Here is a 19,010-nt window from a genome sequence, read left to right on the forward strand (position 1 = left end):
TGCGGATCGCGGGTCGCCGGGGGGATGGTGGGGAAAACCGGTGGAGCTCGCAGACCTCAGCGTGGTCGGATAGACGAGTGGGGGAGTGGGAGCAAAAGAACGCCGCGCGCCGGGCAGCGGTCTTGGCCCTGCCGACCGTCCACGCCTGGCATCATGCGCGAATCGTGCCGCCACAGCACGGAGATGTGCGGATCTCAGAGTCGATCGGGCCGCTCGGTGAGCTGCTGGCGGTGTGGTCGGCTCCTGCGGACCGAGCGGTGAAGCTTCCGGAAGTACGCGCCTCGCGTCCGGTGCGGGTGACCGTGCATGTGCCGGAAATGGCGGTCGCCGCGCGGATTCCGGATTTTCGGCTGGCGCATCCGACGGTGCAGCCACTGCCGGACGGTCGCGTGCTCACGGTCGACGCGCGGTGCACCTGGCGGTCTGAAGGGCCGGACCGCAACGCGATCGTCTACGACTCTGACGGTGAAGCGGTGGCCGAGCAGACCTTCGGCGACGGCATCGATCACGTGCAGGCCACACGAAACGGCGAGATCTGGGTCGGCTACTTCGACGAAGGCGTCCTCGGTTCGCACGGCTGGGGTGACGACGGTGCCGCGCCTCCCGTTGGCCGGAGCGGGCTGGTCCGGTTCTCGGCCGAGTTGACTGAGCAATGGCGTTACCCCGATTCCGCGCGGGCGGCGTGGGGGCACATCTTGGATTGCTACGCCCTCAACGTCGACGGCGACACCGCATGGACGTGCTTCTACACCGAATGGCCCGTCGTCCGGATCCACGACGGCGGCGTGACCGGGTGGCGCAACGAAATCCGCAGCGCCACCGCGTTGGCAGTGCGTGGTTCCCGGCTGGCCTTCTACGGCGGTTATCCGGTGTACCGGGATCGGCTGGTTGCCGGAGTGCTCGATGACGACCGGTTCCGGGTCATCGGCGAGTACCGGCTCGTGTTGCCGGATGGGGAGGAAGTACCGCGAGATGCCCGGGTTTTCGGGCGGGGCGCGGACTTGCACGTCGTGACCCGGGACGACTGGTACCGGCTCAGTCTCGAAGACCTGCCTGGATAGGAACCGCGCCGCAAAGGTTATGGCCGACGCTGGCCGTTCTGATAGTTGAGCGCGTAGCGGACCGCGTCGGCGCGCGAGTGAAAACCGGCCTTGGCGAAAAGGTTGTTGATGTGGGTTTTCACGGTGGCCTCGCTGATGACCAAGGCGGCCGCGATTTCCGGATTGCGCAGGCCGTCGCCGATCAGGCCGAGGATTTCGCGTTCGCGTGCGGTCAGCGCCAGATCCGGTTCGGCGGGAGGGGCCGGTTTGGCGGCCAGCGCGAGCAACCGTCGCTGCACCTCGGGCGAGAGCACGGTCTGGCCCTGCGCCGCGGTGCGCACGGCGTGCAGGATCGTGGTGCGGTCCGCTTCTTTGGTCAGGTATCCGCTCGCGCCCGCCTGCAGTGCGGCCAGGATCGACTCGTCGTCGTCGAACGTGGTGAGCACGAGAACGGTGGTGTCCGGCTGGCTTTCGCGGATGCGCCCGGTCGCGCCGACCCCGTCGAGCACCGGCATGTTGAGGTCCATCAGCACGACGTCCGGACGGTGTTCCTGCGCCGCCTTGACCGCTTCCGCGCCGTTGGTCGCGGTCGCGACGACGTTGACGTCCTCGGCGAGGTCGAGCATGACCGCGAGCGCTTCGCGGACAGTCGCCTGGTCGTCGACGACAACGAGACTGATCGGGCGGTCGGTCATCGAGGCAGCTCCAGTTCCACGGTCCAGCCGTCGCCGGCCGGGCCTGCTTTCAAGGTGCCGCCGAGCAGGGCGGCCCGTTCGCGCATCCCGACGAGCCCGACCCCGGAACCGCCGGCCAGTTCGGCGCGGCGGGGTTCGGTCGCGGGCCCGTTGTGCACGGTCAGCCTGACATGATCGGCGGTGAAGGCGAGCCGGAGGCTGCGAGTCGCGCCCGGCGCGTACTTGGCCGCGTTGGTCATCGCCTCCTGCGCCGCCCGGACCATGGTGTGCGTGGTCTCCGGGCCGACCGAGCCGGCTTCGCCCTCGATCGCGTACTCGGCCGACGCGTGTTCGGCGAGCTGGCTCAACGTCTCAGGCAGCGGCAAGGTGTCTTCGCGCAGCGCGTGCACCGCGCGGCGGGTCTCGCTGATCGAGTCGACGGCGATGGCGCGTGCCTTGCGGACCGCGGCGGCTGCCTCGTCGTCGCGGCCGCTGCCGCGCAGTGCGTCGGCCAGGTCCAATTGCAGGGCGATCCCGGAGAGCGAATGACCGAGGACGTCGTGAATCTCGCGCGCGATCCGGCCGCGTTCGACGAGCGCTGCCTCGCGGGCTTCGGACTCGCGGGCGCGCTGGGCCGAGTCGGCGGCGAGCTGGGCGTTGCGGACTGCGTCGAGACGGTCGTGGTGCGAGATGCCGACCGCGACCGGCAGACCCACGGTCAGGGGCACCCACACCGGCCACACCGGGAATCCCGGCAACAGCTCGCCGACCGTCCAGGTCGCGGCGGCCGCGATGACCGATCCGGCGACCGCGATGGTCACCGCGGCCCGGCGGGACGCGAGCTTGACCCCGGACGCGGACGCGGCGACGAACGGGAACATCGCCGCGAACGTTCCGTGCGCCAGCGGCAGGAGCAGCGCGCCGAACAGCATGTACGCGCCCATCACGGTGATCTGCCGGTTCTCCGCGACCCGCGCCCAGGGCAGCAGCGAGACGATCCCGGCGACCGAGCACAGCACGAACAGCGACAAGGCCAATGGCCGGTACGCGACGGTCGCGTCCGGCCATTGAACCGCGGTGCAGGCGATCGCGGTGAGGACGAGGGCTGGCTGGATCAGCTCGTCCCGGTACTGCCCGAGAAGGGACAGCGACCGCCGGTCCGTCGTGCTCATGGGACCAGGTTCCTCCTCGTCTGGCCGGCGTCGTTCGCGGACTGAGTGTTCCACTCGGCCGGGCGGCCGGTGAGGTTGCGCTGGATGTTGTCCAGCAGCGGCGAGGTCTGCCCGGGCGCGCCGTCGCTGCCCCGGGTCCACATGACCTGGTGCCCGGCGCGCAGTGCGCGGTAGAGCACGACCAGCCCCTCGGCGAGGATGCCGACGCCGATGGTGAGCAGCATGCTGTTCGAGACGCCGCCCGCGTCCTGCGGGGCGAACGCGTCGAGCGCGACGTTCACGCCGATCTTGACCACGATGTTCGCCACCCACAGCCCGACGGTGACCGGCGTGTAGCGGACGAAGGCGGTGCCGTCGCGCCGGGAAATCCGGACGCTGTACCCGCGCAGGACGCCGAGGACGACGCTGATCGCCGCGGTGCCGATCAGGAAGACCAGCGAGGCCGCGGTCTTCACGTCGCCGGACACCGTGCTGAGGCCGACGACGGACAGGATCGCGGGCAGGATCAGCATCTGCTTGGCCTGCGCGGGTTCGCCGATCATCCGCCGCACCATCAGGTAGCCGACCGCCGCCACGATCAGGACGATCTCCACGGGTCCGCTCATGGGTTGTTCCTGCCTTTCGATTTCGTTCCGATGCCGAGAAAACTACGGCGGAACGGCGGCGAAGTCGTGCGGTGAGCGGCGTATTCGCGGGTGGAGAAACGCCTCCACCCGGCCCTGGATTTCTCCACCCGGGATACGCCCGCGGCGCCAAGACGGCCGGGCGCGGCGACCGTAGCGTTTTCCTGGCGAATCCCAGCAGCCAAGCCAAAATCGGGGAGTACGGCATGACCTCGCACGCCCGCACGATGATCACCACTTTGTTCCTGGACGTCGGCCTGTCCGTCGTCGCCTACTACGCGGCCAACCTGCTCGGCGCGAGCGCCTACGTGTCACTGCTGATCGGCACGATCGTCGCGGGACTGCGGACGATCTGGGTCGCGGTGGCACAGCGGCGGCTCGACCTCTTCTCGTCGTTCCTCGTGCTGCTTTTCGGCCTGGGCCTCGGGTTGAGCTTCCTCACCGGCGACCCGCGCCTGTTGCTGGCGAAGGAATCGGTGACGACCTTCTGCGCCGGCGTTGCTCTGGTCGGCAGCTGCGTGCTCAACCGGCCGCTCGCGTACTACGCGGCTCGACGCTTCGCGCTCTCGGCCGGCGGCGAGCAGCAGCGTGAATTCGAGGCCACCGCGAGCGACGCGAGGTTGCGGCGGCGTTGGTACCAGGTCTCGCTGGTGTGGGGCCTCGGGTTGACCGCCGACTCCGTGCTGCGCATCGTGGGCGTCTACACGCTGCCGTTCGACACGGCGGCCGCTTTTTCGCAGGCGTTGATGGTCGTCGCGTTCGCCGGGCTGATCGGGTGGACGCTGCTGACCCGGCGGCGGGGCGAGCAGGCGGTTCAGCGCCGGTCGTAGGCGCGCATCGCGGCCGCGACGTCGTCCAGGAAGGACAGGACGACCGGGACGTGCTCCGGCTCGAGCCGATCGGTGATGGCTTCCATCTCGGCGAGCAGCGGGCCCAGCGCGTTCCGGACGTCCTCGCGGGCGTGGTCGGTGGCCTCGAGGTGGACGCGCCGCCGGTCGCCCGGATCGGCGTGGCGGGCCAGGTGCCCGGCCGCGGCGAGCCGGTCGACCAGCACGGTCGCCGACGCCGAGGTGATGCCGAGCCGGGTGCCCAGCTCGCCGGGCCCGATCGGCTCCGGACTGGAAACGACCTGGTCGAGGGCTTGCACGTCGGTGACCCGCAGCGACAGTTTCCGCGCCAGCGCCGCCTGCATGCCCCGGCCCGCTTGCAGCAGCCGCCGCACTGCCAGGGAGAGGTCCCGCGCCGCTTGCTCGTCCGCCACGTCGGCATGGTAGCTAGAACTTCTAGCGACGAGGTACAGTGCCGACTATGGCTAGAAAATCTAGCGAATTAGCCGACGTCAATGCCGAGATGGTGCGGAAGCTGCTCGACGGCCTCGAACCGGGGGCGGAATGACCGGCGTGGTCGTCGCAGGCGGCGGACCCGGCGGCATGATGCTCGCCTACCTGCTCGGCCGCGCCGGAATCCCGGTCACGCTGCTGGAAGCGCACCAGGACTTCGACCGCGACTTCCGCGGCGATTCGTTGCACCCCTACACCCTCGAACTGCTCGACCGCCTCGGCTTGGCCGACCGGCTGCTCGCCCTTCCGCATCACAAAGCGCGCTTCTTCCGCTTCCACACCCCAGCCGGGTCGATCACCACCGCCGACTACGGCAAGCTCTCCTCGCCGTACAACTACGTCGCCCTGATGCCGCAGGCGCACTTCCTCGATTTCTTCGCCGCCGAAACCGCCGCGCTCCCGGGCACGAGTGTGCGGACCGGTGCCAAAGTTGTCGATCTGAACCGCGATGGCGACGGCCGGATCATCGGCGTCCGCTACCGCGACGACACCGGTACCCACGACCAGCCCGCTGCGCTCGTGGTCGGCGCGGACGGCCGCTTCTCCCGGATCCGCCGCCTGGCAGACGCTCCGGCCCGCTCCCTCGGCGCCACCACCGACCTGCTGTGGTTCCGGCTCCCGCACCGTCCCGAGGACCCGCCGGACGCCGACGTCGACCTCTTCTTCGGCCGGCACCACTACGTCGGCCTGCTCGCCGGGACCAGCGGCTGGCAGGTGGGATACAGCCTGCCCAAGGGCGGTTACGCGGAGGCGCGCGAACAGGGCGTCGGCCCGATCCGGGCGTTCCTCGCCGAGCACGTGCCGTGGCTGGCCGACCGTGCCGATCTGCTGACCGATTTCAGTCAGACGACCCTGCTGTCGGTCGACATCTCCCGGGTGGAGCGCTGGTGGCGGCCGGGTCTGCTGCTCATCGGCGACGCCGCGCACGTCATCTCGCCGGTCGGCGGCAACGGAATCCTCATGGCGATCCAGGACGCCGTCGCCGCGGCCAACCACCTCGTGCGGGATACGTCCGACGCTGCCCTCGCGCGGATTCAGGCCGAACGCGAACCCGCGATCCGGCAGGTGCAGGCGCAGCAGGTCCGGCTGGAACAACGCGCCGCTCGGGCGAGGGAGCGTGGTCGTCCGGCCGCCCCGCCGTATCGGCTGCTGCGTTTGCTCACCGGCATCCCGGGTGCCCGCGCTCGCGCCGCCCGCGCCAATGCCTACGGACCGACTCCGCCGGTGCTGGAATCCTGAGGCGGGAAAAGCCGCGGCAGGCAGCCGATCATCAGGGCGGACCAGGTCACGTGCGTCAACAAGGGTGCCTGAACGCCGCCGCCCCAACGGCGTTGCAGCGTGAAGAGCGTCCCCATGGTCGCTGACGCCAGCACCAACGCCGGATTCCGTGTCGCCGTGGTCGACAGCACGTACATCGCGGTCGATGTACGCGCGCCGAATGCGTCGTAAAGCGTGCCGCGGAAGAAAATCTCCTCAGCGGCACCGGTTACGAGCGTCGTCGTCACCACGGTCGGCGTCGAACCGTGATGGGCGTGGCCGAGCACGCCGGTGATTGCCCGGCGCAGCAACGGAATCCGGCGAGCGACCAATGCGCAGCCGTAAAACACGCCGAACGCGCCCGCGCCCGCCAATACCGGTTGAACGACGGCGGTACGACCTCGTGGCACCGGCCCGGCCGCGCGCGCTCCGGCGAACCAGGTCGCCGCGACCGCCGCGGTCAGCGCGTGAAATCGGCGCGACCCCGGCTTGCTCGCCAAGGACGCGCCCAGCAGCCCGGAGCCGGCCGCGGTCACCGCTGTCAGGAGCTTCTTCACTTGGCCCGCCGACGCCGCGCTCGTTCGCCCAGTGCTTGCAGCACGGCGTCGTTGTAGCCCATCGGCTCGAAGTCGACGATGCGGCGGATGGCGTCGTCGCGGACGACGACCTCGTTGCCCATCGAGTCGATCAGCGCGCGCCCGGTCGTGGCGTCGATGTCGGTGACCAGCGAAAGCCAGTAGGACGAGAGCCGGGGCGTGAGCAGCGGGACCGGCACGATCGCCAGCATCCGGCCCTCGATCACCGCGACGCGTTGCAGCATGTCCCGGTAGGTCAGCACTTCCGGGCCGCCGATGTCGAACGTCCGGCCCTCGGTCTCGGGATGCTCCAGCACGCCGGCCAGGTAGCGGACGACGTCGGCGAGCGCGATCGGCTGGGTGCGCGTCCCGACCCAGCGCGGGGTGATCATCGCGGGCAGGCGTTCGACGAGCTGGCGGGTCAGCTCCCACGACGTTCCGCCGTGCCCGATGACGATCCCCGCGCGCAGCACGGTCACCGGCACCCCGGTTTCCGCCAGCAGTTGTTCGACCTCGCGTCGGCTGGCCAGGTGTGCCGACAGCGAGTCCGCGTCGTCGCCGAGACCGCCGAGGTAGACAATCCGGCGCACTCCCGCTTCCGCGGCGGCACGAGCGAACGCGCGGGCCGCGGCGGCGTCGCGCTGCTGGAAATCGGTGCTGTCCAGGGAATGCACCAGGTAGTAGGCGGCTTCGACGTTCTTGAGCGCGTCCCGCAAGGAACCGATGTCGGCGACGTCGCCGTGGACCGGCTGGCCGGCGCCGCGGTAGCTGTCCGGGCGGCGGGTCATGGCGAGCACGTCGTGCCCGGCGTCGGTCAGCGCCGGGCACAACCGTCTGCCGACGAACCCCGAGGCTCCGGCGACCAGTACCCGCATGCTTGCGACGGTAGCCGGATCAGCGGAATTCCGCTGATCACCGCTGCCGGTCCGTCATGAGCTTGCCCATCAGCCGCGAGAGCGCCTCGTCCAGCTGGCCGCCGAGCCGCGAGCCGAGCACGGCGGCCAGTTCGGCGTCGACGGCCGCCGCGAGCGAACCTATCTCGGCCAGCAGGGTTTTCCCTTCCGCAGTGACGGTGAGGATGTGCTTGCGCCGGTTGTCCGGGTCCCGGCGCCGCTCGATGAGGGCGCGCTGCTCCAGCTGGTCGGCCAGCCGGACGACCAGGCTGGGACTCACCCGCATGAGCCGGGCGATGTCGTCCTGGGTCCGGGCGAAACCCTGGTCGACCATGGCGAGCGTCCCGAGGTGTTTGGGCGTCAGCCCGGTTTCGCGCAGGTGCCCGGCGAAGTCGTTCGCCAGGTCGGTGCCGAGCACCATGAGCCGGAAGGCCGCGGTCTCGGGCAAGGAGCTGTCGGTCGCCACGCGGGTACCCTATCATCGGTGCATAGTTCAATCTGTAAATAGTTGATGAGTGAGGTAACGATGACCGTCCTGGTGGTGGCCAATGCTGTGCTCGCGGTGGTCAGCGTCGTTTTCGCGGTGGTGGCGGCCGTGCGGCCGGCGGCGTTGAGCCACAGCGAGGCACCGGCGAACGGCGAGAAGTTCTACAGCTGGATGTACGCGGTCAGAGCCGTGCCGCTGGGCTGCGCGGCCGCGGTGGTGCCGTTCATCTGGTCTGGACCAGTCTGCGCGGTGGTCCTGATCGCGGCGGCGGTCGCGCAGGCAGGCGACGTCGGCATCGGCATTTTCCGCGGGGAGAAGGGGATGATCGCGGGAAGCGCAGTGGTGGGCGCGGCGCATGTGCTCACCGCCGTCGTGCTGTGGTGAACGAAGCCGGTTGAAAGCCGCGCGTCAGCGTCACGTCAGTGCCGGTTGCGACGCTGTCGGGGTGACGTGCCTGATGTCTGTGTCCAGTTACCTGCCCGCCGCGGTGCCGATCGCGACGCTGCAGGACGCGCTCGGCCTCACCGACGCCCAGTTGCGCAGGCTGCATCGCATCTACGGGTTGTCCGAGGTCTGCCGGTCGCCCGAGTCCGAGGCCGAGATGCTGCTCGGCGCGGTCGCGAAGCTCGACGGGTTCGCCGGGGTCGAGGAACGCGTCCGCTACGTCCTGCGGCCCAAGACCGTGCCCGCGGCGTCGCCGCATCCGTTCGATCCGCTGGCCGAAGTGCAACAGAGGCTGGGGCTGCAGAACGCGCTCGCCTTCACCGTCACCGATCACGCCTGTGCGTCCGGGCTGCTCGCCCTCGACCTCGCCGGCGCACTGCTCGAACAGGACGGCGACCCGGACGCGCTGGCGCTGATTCTCGCTGGGGAGAAGGCTTTCACCCCCGCCGCGCAGATCATCCCGGACGTCGCGGTGATGGGCGAGGGGACCGCCGCGGTGCTGGTCGCGCCTGGCGGGCAACGGGACCGGCTGCTCGGCTACGCGACGACGACGCTCGGCGGTCCCGGCGGCGAGGTCATCACGAACGAAGAGCAGAACAAGGTGTTCCGGCAGATCTATCCGGACGCGCTGGGCGACGTCACCCGCGCCGCGCTCGAGGCCGCGGGGTGTGCGGCGGGCGATCTCGCGCTCGTCCTTCCGCACAACGTCAACAAGGTTTCGTGGATCCGCGCGGCGGAGGCGATGGACGTGCCGCGGAAGCGGATCTTCCTCGGCAACGTCCCGCGCACCGGCCATTGTTTCTGCGCGGACCCGTTTCTCAACTACCACACCGCGACCCGGCTCGGGCTGCTGAACCCGGGCGAGCGCTACCTGATGGTTTCGGTCGGCCTCGGCTCGACGTTTTCCGCGATGGTCTTCGAACACTAGGAGCAGAACCTGATGAGTACGGAACTCGAGATCGAGGGCGTCGGGATCACCGAGCTGGCCGACCGTTACGGCACCCCGCTGTTCGTCTACGACGGCGGCGAACTGTCCGGCCGGATGGCCCGGCTGCGGCGGGAACTGCACGACAGCATGGAGGTCTTCTTCTCGCTGAAGTCGAACCCGAACGTGTCGATTCTGGCTGTGCTGCACGACAATGGGGCTCGCGCGGAGGTTTCGAGCCTCGCCGAACTGCGCACCGCACGCCGTGCTGGGGTGTCGCCGAATGACATCATTTTCCTCGGTCCGGGCAAGAGCCAGGCGGAGCTCGAAGCCTGTCTGGACGAGGATATCGCGGCGATCGTCTGCGAATCCTTCGGGGAACTCACGTTGATCGACCAGCTCGCCGCGGCGCGCGGAGTGCGAGCGCGGGTGGCGTTGCGGGTCAACCCGAGCTTCGCGGTCAAGGGGTCCGGGCTGACAATGGGCGGGAAGCCGCGCCAGTTCGGCATGGACGAGGAACAGCTGTTCGCCGCCGAGGATCTGGTTTCCCGGCATGCGAACGTGCGGATCATGGGCGTCCAGGTCTACATGGGCACGCGCATTCTCAGCGAGGAATCGGTGGTGGAGAACACCACTCGCATCTTTGCGCTGGCCGAACAGCTGTCCGCGCGGCTGGGCTTCGGGCTCGACCTGGTCGACGTCGGCGGCGGGCTGGGCGTGGCGTACTTCGACGGGGAACGCGACCTCGACCTCGATCTGCTGACCTCGCGGCTGAACCCGGTGATCGACGAGTTCGCCACGCGGCATCCGGACACGCGGCTCGTGATGGAACTGGGCCGCTACCTGACCGCGATGAGCGGCACCTACGTCGTGCGCGTCCGTTACGTCAAAACCTCGCTGGGACAGAACTTCGCGGTCGCTGACGGCGGCACCAACCACCACATGGCCGCGGTCGGCATCGGCTCTTACGTCAAGCGCGATTTCCCGATGCGGCTGCTGAACCGGATCGACGAACCGGCCACGGAAACCTGGCAGATCACCGGCCCGCTGTGCACGCCGAACGACGTGCTGGGCAAGAAGATCCCGCTGCCGCCGGTGCAGCCGGGTGACCTGATCGGCGTGGAACGCTCCGGTGCTTACGGCCCGAGCGCGTCACCGGTGCTGTTCCTGAGCCACGGCTACCCCGCTGAGGTGTTGGTCCATGATGGACAGTCCTATGTGATCAGTGAACGGGACGAGCCGGAGGACCTGCTGCGCCGCCAGCACCTGCACCGGCTGCCGGTTCCCGCGGTGGAGGGCTGATGTTCAGTGCCGGCGCTGCCGTGGCGACCACACGGACCTCGCCGTTCGCCGTGCTGCCGATGGGGCTGAAAACCGTGCTGCACCGGCGTTTCAGCTCTGGTGCCGACCGGCTCGACGGCCCGATCATGACGCGGTACTTCACCGACCTGGCCGCCGGACACGACGTCGGCTACTCGCCGGACCTGGTCGCCCAGGCGCAAGGCAACACGTTCATCTCCCTGGCCCGGGAATTGCTGCACGACCAGGTGCGCGAGCCGATCGACCTGGTCGTCGTCGCCCACGACGGCCCCGACTTCGACCCGCGGCTGTCCGCTCCGGTCAACCTGACCGCCGTGCTGCCGGGCGGCCCGATGACGTACTCGGTCTCCGGGCAGGGCCCGCTCGCCGGTTTCCTCGCCCTGCGGGTGGCGGCCGGATACGCGCGCCGGAGGCCGATGCGGCGCGTGCTGATCCTCGTCATGGAGCAGCGGGGAATGCCGTACGCCGGAGCCCGCCCGCCCGTGGACGCGGCGACCGCGCTGCTGTTCGAGTCCGGAGCAGGCAGTACTCGTGTTGCGCTGCTGCCCGGGATCGACCCGGTTGATGCTCGGGCCGAGGCTGATCGGCTCGCGTCGGCGGATCGTTATGGGCCAGGTTTGACTGGCGGGTCGGTCGTGGAAGGACGCTCCGCTACCGCCTTGTGGGCCGAGCCGCCTGCGGTTCTCGCTGATTACGACCCGATTCGCGGGACGCTGGGAATTTGCGCCTTCACGCGAGAAGCCGAGCCGTCCACGCCCCTGCCAGCCTGACCGCCGCTTTCGCGGTACGTGAGGGGAACCCTGAGGGAATCAGATTCCCTCAGGGTTCCCCTCACGCAACCGATCCGGAACTCTCGTCCGCGCCGCTATAATCGGGAGCGGAACTGCCGCGGCGAAGAAAAGGTGAAGATCTGTGCGCGTGGTCATCGGCGAAGACCAGTTCCTGCTCCGCGACGGGCTGGTCCGGCTGCTCGAAGCGCACGGGATGACGATCGTCGCGGCGCTCGACAACGGGCCGGATCTGCTGAACGCGCTGGTCACGGAGAAGCCGGACGTCGGCGTGGTCGACATCCGGCTTCCGCCGTCGTTCACCGACGAGGGGTTGCGCGCGGCGATCGAGGCGCGCCGCCAGGTGCCGGGGCTGCCGGTGCTGGTGCTGTCGCAGTACGTCGAACGCTTGTACGTCAACGAATTGCTGGCCGACGGTGCGGGCGCGGTCGGCTACCAGCTCAAGGACCGGGTGCTCGACGGCGACCACTTCGTCGACGTCCTGCGCGGGGTCGCCGCGGGCAACACGATGATGGACCCTGAAGTGGTGTCGAGGCTGTTCACGCACAACACGCGCGACGTCGCGCTGGAGAGCCTCACCCCGCGCGAGAACGACGTGCTCCGGCTGATCGCCGAGGGGCGGTCCAACAGCAACATCGCCGCCGAGCTGTTCGTCACCGAGAAGGCGGTGTCCAAGCACATCAACAACATCCTGGCGAAGCTGCAGCTGCCGGTGTCCGAGGACAGCAACCGGCGGGTGCAGGCGGTGCTGGCCTACCTCCGCCGCTGAGGCTCCATCGCCAGCGCCACGCCCCCCGGCCGATTACCACCTGGTTGAATCGCCATTGTCCGTGAGGGGAACCCTGAGGGAATCAGATTCCCTCAGGGTTCCCCTCACGGACCGCGAACCCGGCCCGGCGTTCAGCCGATCGGCCGGCACGGGATTTCGATGACCACCGAGGTCGGGCCGCCGAGCGGGCTGAGCACGGTGAGGAATCCGTCCAGCGGGGCGAGCCTGCGTTCGAGTTCGCGCAGGCCGGTGCCCTTCGCCGGGTCCGCGCCGCCGTTGCCGTAGTCGGTGACCGTGATGGACAGCCGTCCGGCCGAATGGTGCATGTCGATTTTCCCGGAATCCGCGCCGGAATGCTTCATCGCGTTGTTGAGCACCTCGGAAACGGTGAAATACGCGGCGGTCTCGACGGCGGGCGCGAACCGGCCGGGGAGGTCGACGGTGGTCTCCATCTCCAGCGTCGCTTCCATCCCGAGTTCGCGGACCGCGTCGGCGAGACCGCGGTCGACCAGCACCGGCGGCTGGATCCCGCGCACCAGATCGCGCAGTTCCTGCAGTGCTTTCACCGAGCTCGCCTTGGCCTCTTCCAGCAGGCTCTTCGCGGCTTCCGGCTGCCGTTCGGCGAGTTTCGCGGCCGCGTCGAGCGTCATTCCCATCGCGACCAGGCGGGCTTGCGCGCCGTCGTGCAGATTGCGTTCGATCCGGCGCAGTTCCAGCGCCTGGTGGCCGACCGCGTCGTCGCGTGTGGTGGTGAGGTGCTGGACGCGCTGGGCGAGCACGGTGCTTTCGGACGGGGAAAGGAATTTCGCCGCCAGCGCCGCGTGCAGTTTCAGCAGGTGCGGGGCCGCCCACAGGACGAGCGGGAAATGCAGCAGGCCCAGCACGACCGCGATCCAGGCGACGGCCGGGTTGTCCACCGGCAGCGCCACGTACCAGTCGCCGAGCCACAAATCGTCCAGAACCGGGTAGAGCAACGGCATCAGCAGCCCGCGCACGCCGTCGACCACCAGCGCCAGCGGGGCCAGCGTGAGCAGGCACCCGATCGTGCAGTCCACCAGCAGCCAGGCCGTGTCCCGCCAGGTGGCACGGTCGGCCAGCAACCGCGCGAACACCTGGAAGAACCGCGTGCCCTCGGGCAGCGGGAGATACGGTTGCGGCACCTCCCGCCCGGTCCAGGCGCCGTGCAGTTTCCGCTGCAGATTGGCGACCGCGCGGACGGCGTACACCACCGGCGGAATCAGGAAGACCCCGACGCCGACGCCGAGCAGGGAAGCCGCGCAGGCCAGGAGCGCGAAAAGCACCACCTCGACCGGTGCGAGCAGACCCAGCGCGGTGCTGTGCAGCACGGCGAGGCCGCCCCGCGCGAACCAGGGCTTCGGCGCCGCCGGCTCGCGGGCATCGGTGGAGGGCATGTCCCGATTATGTGCTGTTCCCGGCTTTCCCGGCAGGGGTGCTAGGACCAGTCCGGATCGAAGAGTTAGCACCATCGGAATCCGCCCTTGCCGCTCGTAGGTTTCTTCTGTACCCGACGCGCCTGGGAGAGTGACCGATGTACCAGTCCGGACAGCCAAGCACGGATGCGGTGACGCTCCGCTCCGTCACCAAGTTCTACGGAGGGAACCGGGCCCGCGTCGTCGCACTCGACGGGATCTCGGTTTCGTTCGCCCGCGGCAGTTTCACCGCGGTGATGGGACCGTCCGGTTCGGGCAAGAGCACGCTGCTGCACTGCGCGGCCGGGCTCGACCAGCCGGATTCGGGCACGGTCGTGCTGGCCGACCAGGATCTCGGCCGGCTCGACGAGGCGCAGCTGACCCGGATGCGCCGCGACCACATCGGATTCATTTTCCAGCAGTTCAACCTGCTGCCGTCGCTCGACGTGGTCGACAACGTCACGCTTCCGCTGCGGCTGGCGGGGAAGAAGGCCGATCCGGCGCTGGTGAACCGGATCATCGAGCAGGTCGGGCTCGGCGGACGGCGCGGGCACCGCCCCGGTGAATTGTCCGGCGGCCAACAGCAGCGCGTGGCGATCGCCCGCGCGCTGGTCAGCCGTCCGCACGTGACCTTCGCCGACGAGCCGACCGGCGCGCTGGACACGACGTCCGCGAGCGAGATCCTGGACCTGCTGCGCGCCGCGGTGCGGGCCGAAGGGCAGACCATCGTGATGGTGACGCACGATCCGGTCGCCGCCTCCTACGCCGACCGGGTGCTGTTCCTCGCCGACGGGCAGTTCGCCGGCGAGTTGCACGAACCGACCGTGGACGAGGTCGCGCGCGGCCTGACCGCGTTGAGCGCACGCACGACGCGGCTCGGCCGCGACGGCCGGAACACCGTCGGGACGGTGCGCTGATGCTGCGCCTTGCCCTGAGCACCCTCCGGTTCCGCAAGGCCGGATTCACCGCGACGTTCGTCGCGCTGCTCGTAGGAACCGCCATCGTGATGGCGTGCGGCGGCCTCATGCAGACCGGGATCTCGCCGCGGGTGCCGCCGCAGCGGCTCGCCGAGGCCCCGGTGGTCGTCGCGGGCGACCAGCACTACAACCTCCCGCCGACGAACCCGGGCACCGAGGACGAGGACCACGAATCCGCGACCCTGCCCGAACGGGTGCGCCTCGACGCGTCACTCGGGGCGAAGATCGCGGCCGTTCCGGGCGTCGCGAAGGTCGTTCCCGACGTGTCGATCCCGGCGACGCTGCCCGCGGATCCCGACGTGAAACTGGTGCGCGGCACCGCGTTGGGGCACGACTGGGCGACCGCCGAGCTGGCCCCGTATTCGCTGACCGACGGGCGGGCACCGCAGCGCAGCGGCGAAGTCGTGCTCGACCAGTCGACGGCCGCGGCCACCGGGGTCGCCTCGGGCGGTTCGGTGCAGATCGCCGTGCGCGGCGGGGTCCGGTCCTTCCAGGTGGTCGGAATCGCTGTCGCGGGCGGGAAAATAGCGTCCGACGCGGTGTTCTTCTCCCACGAAGACGCCCTTGCGCTGACACCCGCGACCGGTCAGGTCGACGCGTTCGGCGTGCTTCCCGCCGCAGGCACGGATCCGGCCGCGCTGAGCACCCAGATCGCGAACGTGGTCCGCGACCAGCACGCGGTCGCGCTGACCGGAGTAGCGCGCGGGACGGCCGAGTTCGCGCAGGCGAGCGACGGCGGCGAAATCCTGGTGATCCTGGCCGCGGTGTTCGGCGGGCTGGCCGTGCAGGTCGCGTTGTTCGTGGTGGCCAGCACGCTGGGTCTGTCGGTGCAGCAGCGGCGGCGCGAGGTCGCGTTGCTGCGTGCGGTCGGCGCGACGCCCAAACAGGTGAGCCGGATGATCACCGCGGAGTCGATGGTGATCGGGATCCTCGCGACCGTGCTGGCCGCTTTCCCCGGCGAACTGCTCGGGAACTGGCTGTTCGACCGGCTGTCCGGGTTCGGCGTCTTCGAACCGGTGCTGGCGTATCACCAGGACTGGATTCCGACCGCCGCCGGCGTTCTCGTGGGCCTGCTGTCCGCGTGGGGCGCGGGATTCGTCGCGGCACGGTACGCCGGGCGGACGCGTCCGGTGGAGGCGATGCAGGAACTGGTCTCGCCGAAGCGCTGGCTGACGTCGTTCCGGCTGTGGTGGGGCATTGGCAGCCTGATCGGCGGCGTGGCGCTCGCGTACCTGACGATCACCGTGATGGACGGACCGCTCGCCGCCAGTACGGCCGGACCGGCGGTCACGCTAGTCGCGGCGGCGGTCGCGCTCTTCGCGCCGGGGATCACCCGGGTGATGGTCGCGGTGCTGCGGGTTCCGGTGCGGGCGGTGAGCGGGCTGTCCGGCTATCTCGCGATGGCCAACGCCCGGGTGCGCTGGCTGCCGATGTCCGGTGCGGTCGTGCCGGTCATGCTCGCCACGACGCTGGCCGTGTTCATGCTCTACTTCCAGACCACGCAGGTGGAATCGGCGAAGCAGAAGTACGCGTCGAACCTTTCGGCGGACGCGGTCGTCACTTCGTCGACCGGCGACGTCGGCACCGGGTTGCTCGACAAGGTCCGGGCGCTGCCCGGGGTCGGCACCGCTTCGGCGTACGTGACCAGCAAGGGCTACAACGAGAAGCCGTCGGACTCGAGCCAGGACGAGGACGGGCTGGCGCTGACCGGGGTCACCGGTGACGCGGTCGCGAAGACCCGGGCGTCCGAGGTCGCGACCGGTTCGCTGGATGCGTTGCAGGGCAACACCATCGCGCTCCCGGTCGACAACGCGACCCGGCTGCACGTCAAGGTCGGCGACGAGATCAGCCTGCGGCTCGGCGACGGTGCGCAGGTGCGGTTGCGCGTGGTGGCGACGCTGCGCTCGGCGGCGGAGTTCGCGACGGCGTTGCTGCCCGCGGGCACGCTGGCTCCGCACACGACCGACGGGATCGCGTCGCAGGTGCTCGTCACCGCGGCGGCGGGCACGAGCGTCTCCCAGCTGATGAGCACGCTCGACGGGCTGGCGCAGTCCTCGCCCGGCGTGCAGGTCGCGAACCGGGACACGCTCACCGCCAAGTTCGTGCAGGAGCAGGAAGCGAACGCCTGGGTCAACTACCTCGTGGTCGGCATGATCCTGCTCTACGCGGCGATCTCGGTGGTGAACACGCTCGTGCTCTCGACCGCGCACCGGCGGCGCGAGTTCGGCCTGCAACGGCTGGCCGGGTCGAGCCGGGGCCAGGTGCTCGGCGTGATGGCCGTGGAGGGGATCGTCGTCGCGATCATCGGCGTGGTTCTCGGCACCGTCGTCTCGCTCGCGATGCTGGTCCCGTTCAGCCAGGCGGTGTCCGACAGCTGGCTGCCGTATGGTCCATTGTGGATTTATGGGGTGGTGGTCGTGCTCGCGGTCGTGGTAAGCATGGTCGCCACGCTCTTCCCGACGTGGCTCGCGGTGCGCGGCAAGACCTCGATCGCCATGCTCTCTCCTGAATAGGTGACCCCTGGGCGGCCGCCCGCCGCTGACTGCCCCCAGCTGTCAGCGCGCGGTCAGCCCGGGGTCACCGCCCCGCCGTAGCGTCACCGGCATGAGTCCGAACGAGGCGGGAAGCCCTTCCTGGGACGCGATCGTGATCGGGTCCGGGATCGGCGGCCTCGTCTGCGCCGGCTACCTCGCCGCCTTCGGCCGCCGGGTCCTGGTGCTCGAACAGCACGACGTCGCGGGCGGCAACTGCCACATGTTCCGGCGGCGGCGCTCCTACGAGTTCGACATCGGCGTGCACTACCTCGGCGACTGCGGGCCCGGCGGGCTGCTCCCGTCGCTGCTGGCCGGGCTCGGCGTCGGCGACCGGGTGCGGTTCCGCAGGCTCGACCCGGACGGCTTCGACCGGATCGTGCTGCCGGGCGTGCGTTTCGACGTGCCGGAAGGCTGGTCCCGGTACGGGGACCGGCTGCTCGAGACCTTTCCCGCGGAGGCCGCCGCGCTTCAGGAGTACCTGGCGATCTGCGGCGAGATCGCCGCGTCGGCCCGGTACTCGGCGAGCGCCCGGCCGGTCTTGGGCGGTTCGCCCGCGGTGGTGCGCTGGAGCCGGCGCAGCCTGAGCCGCCTGTTCGACCATTGTGGACTGTCCGCGGCCGCTCGCACGGTGCTGGCCGCGCAGTCCGGCAACTACGCCTCCTCGCCCGCGAACACCGTTGTCGCGGCGCACATTCGCATGCTCGACGATTACCTGACCGGCGGCGCGTACTACCCGGTCGGCGGCGGGCAGATGCTGGCGGCCGCGCTGGTGGAACAGCTCGAAGCGCACGGTGGCCAGCTGCGCACCAAAGCCCGCGCCGCGCGGATCCTGATCGAGGACGGTCGCGCGGCCGGCGTGGAGCTGACTGACGGAGACGTGCTGCGCGCGCCGCTTGTCGTGTCCAATGCGGACTATCGGCGCACCGTGCTGGAGTTGTGCGGCGGCCGGGAAAACTTCCCCGAAGGCGTCGTCCGGCGAACCGAAGACGCGGTCATGCGGCTGCCGCTGGTCACCAGTTATGCGGTGGTGGCCGCGGAACTGCCCGAAGCGTCCGAGGCCAACATCTGGTACTGGCCGAGCGGTGACGTCGAACGTGCTTACGCCCGAACGGAAGCGGGTCAGTTCGACGAGCTGCCGTTCGTGTTCATCTCGTCCGCGTCGCACAAGGATCCCGGCAACACCGCGGTCTGCCCGCCCGGACACACGAACCTCCAGATCATGACCGCGTGCCCGCCCGGCTACGCGCCGTGGGGCGTCACCGATGGACCGGCGTCCGGGCTCCGCTACCGACGCGTCGCCGAATACCGCGCGGCCAAAGAGAAACTCGCCGCCTGTCTGCTCGACCGCGCCGAAGAGGTGCTCGGCCCGTTCCGGGACCGCATCGTCTACCTCGAATCCGCTACCCCGCTCACGCAGGAGCGCTACACGCTCGCCACCGGCGGAGCCGCGTACGGACTGCAGTCCTGGGGCCCGCACGGACGGCGCCCGGACGTGCGGACCGCGGTGGAAGGACTGTTCGTCGCCGGACAGGACGTCCACGGCGGGGGAGTCGTCGGAGCCGCGGTCGGCGGTGCGCAATGCGCCGAAGCGATTCTCGACCGGCCGGTGCTGGCCGAAGCCTACGACGGCGCGGTCTTCGCCGACCGCGCCCTGTTGCCCGAACGCGGCCACGACTGGGATCCGCTGCGGATTTCCCGCGGCCAGGCCCGCCGCGACGCCCGCGGATTCGCTCCGACGGCGCGCTGAACCCCGTGTAAGGAG

Annotated in this window: 19 protein-coding genes; 11 read left to right on the forward strand and 8 right to left on the reverse strand. The window is 69.9% G+C overall.

Features of this window, described 5'->3' with window-relative positions:
* The first annotated feature begins 185 nt into the window (after positions 1-185).
* The gene (locus EIZ45_RS13670) at positions 186-1,061 is read left to right on the forward strand and encodes a hypothetical protein (protein WP_134663273.1); all 876 of its coding nucleotides are present in this window, start codon (positions 186-188) and stop codon (positions 1,059-1,061) included.
* Positions 1,062-1,078: 17 nt separating this feature from the next.
* On the opposite strand, the gene EIZ45_RS13675 is transcribed toward EIZ45_RS13670, so the two are convergent.
* Genes EIZ45_RS13675 through EIZ45_RS13685 form a run of 3 tightly spaced genes read right to left on the reverse strand, consistent with a single transcriptional unit; the run spans position 1,079 to position 3,491 of the window.
* Positions 1,079-1,735: a response regulator transcription factor gene (locus EIZ45_RS13675; RefSeq protein WP_037812055.1), complete on the reverse strand. Its 657-nt coding sequence runs from the start codon at positions 1,733-1,735 to the stop codon at positions 1,079-1,081.
* The gene (locus tag EIZ45_RS13680; RefSeq protein ID WP_134663272.1) at positions 1,732-2,886 is read right to left on the reverse strand and encodes a sensor histidine kinase; all 1,155 of its coding nucleotides are present in this window, start codon (positions 2,884-2,886) and stop codon (positions 1,732-1,734) included. The genes EIZ45_RS13675 and EIZ45_RS13680 overlap by 4 nt, the downstream gene beginning before the upstream one ends.
* The gene (locus EIZ45_RS13685; protein WP_134663271.1) at positions 2,883-3,491 is read right to left on the reverse strand and encodes a DUF1453 family protein; all 609 of its coding nucleotides are present in this window, start codon (positions 3,489-3,491) and stop codon (positions 2,883-2,885) included. Before EIZ45_RS13685 ends, EIZ45_RS13680 begins: the two co-directional genes overlap by 4 nt.
* Before the next feature lie 224 nt (positions 3,492-3,715).
* Here EIZ45_RS13685 and EIZ45_RS13690 point away from each other — a divergent pair, with 224 nt between their 5' ends.
* Positions 3,716-4,339: a VC0807 family protein gene (locus tag EIZ45_RS13690; RefSeq protein ID WP_134663270.1), complete on the forward strand. Its 624-nt coding sequence runs from the start codon at positions 3,716-3,718 to the stop codon at positions 4,337-4,339.
* Here EIZ45_RS13690 and EIZ45_RS13695 read toward each other — a convergent pair.
* Entirely contained in the window at positions 4,324-4,770 is a 447-nt protein-coding gene (locus EIZ45_RS13695) for a MarR family winged helix-turn-helix transcriptional regulator (protein WP_051173179.1), read from the reverse strand. The two genes, EIZ45_RS13690 and EIZ45_RS13695, sit on opposite strands and share 16 nt — an antisense overlap.
* Before the next feature lie 130 nt (positions 4,771-4,900).
* Between EIZ45_RS13695 and EIZ45_RS13700 the strand changes: the two genes are divergently transcribed.
* The gene (locus tag EIZ45_RS13700) at positions 4,901-6,088 is read left to right on the forward strand and encodes an FAD-dependent oxidoreductase (protein WP_134663269.1); all 1,188 of its coding nucleotides are present in this window, start codon (positions 4,901-4,903) and stop codon (positions 6,086-6,088) included.
* Here the strand turns inward: EIZ45_RS13700 and EIZ45_RS13705 are convergent.
* From EIZ45_RS13705 to EIZ45_RS13715, 3 genes are read right to left on the reverse strand one after another with little or no spacing between them, the layout of a single operon-like run.
* Positions 6,055-6,663 carry a CPBP family intramembrane glutamic endopeptidase gene (locus EIZ45_RS13705; RefSeq protein WP_134663268.1) on the reverse strand — a complete coding sequence of 203 codons (609 nt, stop codon included), beginning with the start codon at positions 6,661-6,663 and terminating at the stop codon, positions 6,055-6,057. The genes EIZ45_RS13700 and EIZ45_RS13705 overlap by 34 nt on opposite strands.
* On the reverse strand, positions 6,660-7,556 hold the full coding sequence (locus tag EIZ45_RS13710; protein WP_134663267.1) for an NAD(P)H-binding protein: 897 nt from the start codon (positions 7,554-7,556) through the stop codon (positions 6,660-6,662). Before EIZ45_RS13710 ends, EIZ45_RS13705 begins: the two co-directional genes overlap by 4 nt.
* A gap of 37 nt (positions 7,557-7,593) precedes the next feature.
* The gene (locus EIZ45_RS13715; RefSeq protein WP_134663266.1) at positions 7,594-8,040 is read right to left on the reverse strand and encodes a MarR family winged helix-turn-helix transcriptional regulator; all 447 of its coding nucleotides are present in this window, start codon (positions 8,038-8,040) and stop codon (positions 7,594-7,596) included.
* Positions 8,041-8,085: 45 nt separating this feature from the next.
* Here EIZ45_RS13715 and EIZ45_RS13720 point away from each other — a divergent pair, with 45 nt between their 5' ends.
* From EIZ45_RS13720 to EIZ45_RS13740, 5 genes are all read left to right on the forward strand, one after another.
* Positions 8,086-8,445: a hypothetical protein gene (locus EIZ45_RS13720; protein ID WP_134663265.1), complete on the forward strand. Its 360-nt coding sequence runs from the start codon at positions 8,086-8,088 to the stop codon at positions 8,443-8,445.
* A 73-nt stretch (positions 8,446-8,518) separates the two neighbouring features.
* Entirely contained in the window at positions 8,519-9,433 is a 915-nt protein-coding gene (locus EIZ45_RS13725; protein WP_238608023.1) for a 3-oxoacyl-[acyl-carrier-protein] synthase III C-terminal domain-containing protein, read from the forward strand.
* A gap of 12 nt (positions 9,434-9,445) precedes the next feature.
* The gene (locus EIZ45_RS13730) at positions 9,446-10,732 is read left to right on the forward strand and encodes a type III PLP-dependent enzyme (RefSeq protein WP_134663263.1); all 1,287 of its coding nucleotides are present in this window, start codon (positions 9,446-9,448) and stop codon (positions 10,730-10,732) included.
* Complete coding sequence (locus EIZ45_RS13735; protein WP_134663262.1) at positions 10,732-11,520, forward strand: hypothetical protein; 789 nt, start codon at positions 10,732-10,734, stop codon at positions 11,518-11,520. Before EIZ45_RS13730 ends, EIZ45_RS13735 begins: the two co-directional genes overlap by 1 nt.
* Before the next feature lie 142 nt (positions 11,521-11,662).
* Positions 11,663-12,307, forward strand: coding sequence for a response regulator transcription factor (locus EIZ45_RS13740; RefSeq protein WP_043839341.1), 645 nt, complete (start codon positions 11,663-11,665; stop codon positions 12,305-12,307).
* Positions 12,308-12,438: 131 nt separating this feature from the next.
* Here the strand turns inward: EIZ45_RS13740 and EIZ45_RS13745 are convergent, their stop codons facing one another.
* Positions 12,439-13,719: a sensor histidine kinase gene (locus EIZ45_RS13745; RefSeq protein WP_134663261.1), complete on the reverse strand. Its 1,281-nt coding sequence runs from the start codon at positions 13,717-13,719 to the stop codon at positions 12,439-12,441.
* Positions 13,720-13,856: 137 nt separating this feature from the next.
* Here EIZ45_RS13745 and EIZ45_RS13750 point away from each other — a divergent pair, with 137 nt between their 5' ends.
* The 3 genes from EIZ45_RS13750 to EIZ45_RS13760 all read left to right on the forward strand — a co-directional run bounded on the left by EIZ45_RS13750 (position 13,857) and on the right by EIZ45_RS13760 (position 18,995).
* Positions 13,857-14,654 (forward strand): ABC transporter ATP-binding protein, encoded by a 798-nt coding sequence (locus tag EIZ45_RS13750; protein ID WP_037812034.1) that lies wholly within the window; start codon positions 13,857-13,859, stop codon positions 14,652-14,654.
* Positions 14,654-17,227 carry an ABC transporter permease gene (locus tag EIZ45_RS13755; RefSeq protein ID WP_134663260.1) on the forward strand — a complete coding sequence of 858 codons (2,574 nt, stop codon included), beginning with the start codon at positions 14,654-14,656 and terminating at the stop codon, positions 17,225-17,227. Before EIZ45_RS13750 ends, EIZ45_RS13755 begins: the two co-directional genes overlap by 1 nt.
* A gap of 91 nt (positions 17,228-17,318) precedes the next feature.
* Complete coding sequence (locus EIZ45_RS13760; protein WP_134663259.1) at positions 17,319-18,995, forward strand: NAD(P)/FAD-dependent oxidoreductase; 1,677 nt, start codon at positions 17,319-17,321, stop codon at positions 18,993-18,995.
* The last annotated feature ends 15 nt before the right edge of the window (positions 18,996-19,010 follow it).

It is taken from the genome of Amycolatopsis sp. CFH S0740 (genome assembly GCF_004522315.1).
GTDB lineage: Bacteria > Actinomycetota > Actinomycetes > Mycobacteriales > Pseudonocardiaceae > Amycolatopsis > Amycolatopsis nivea.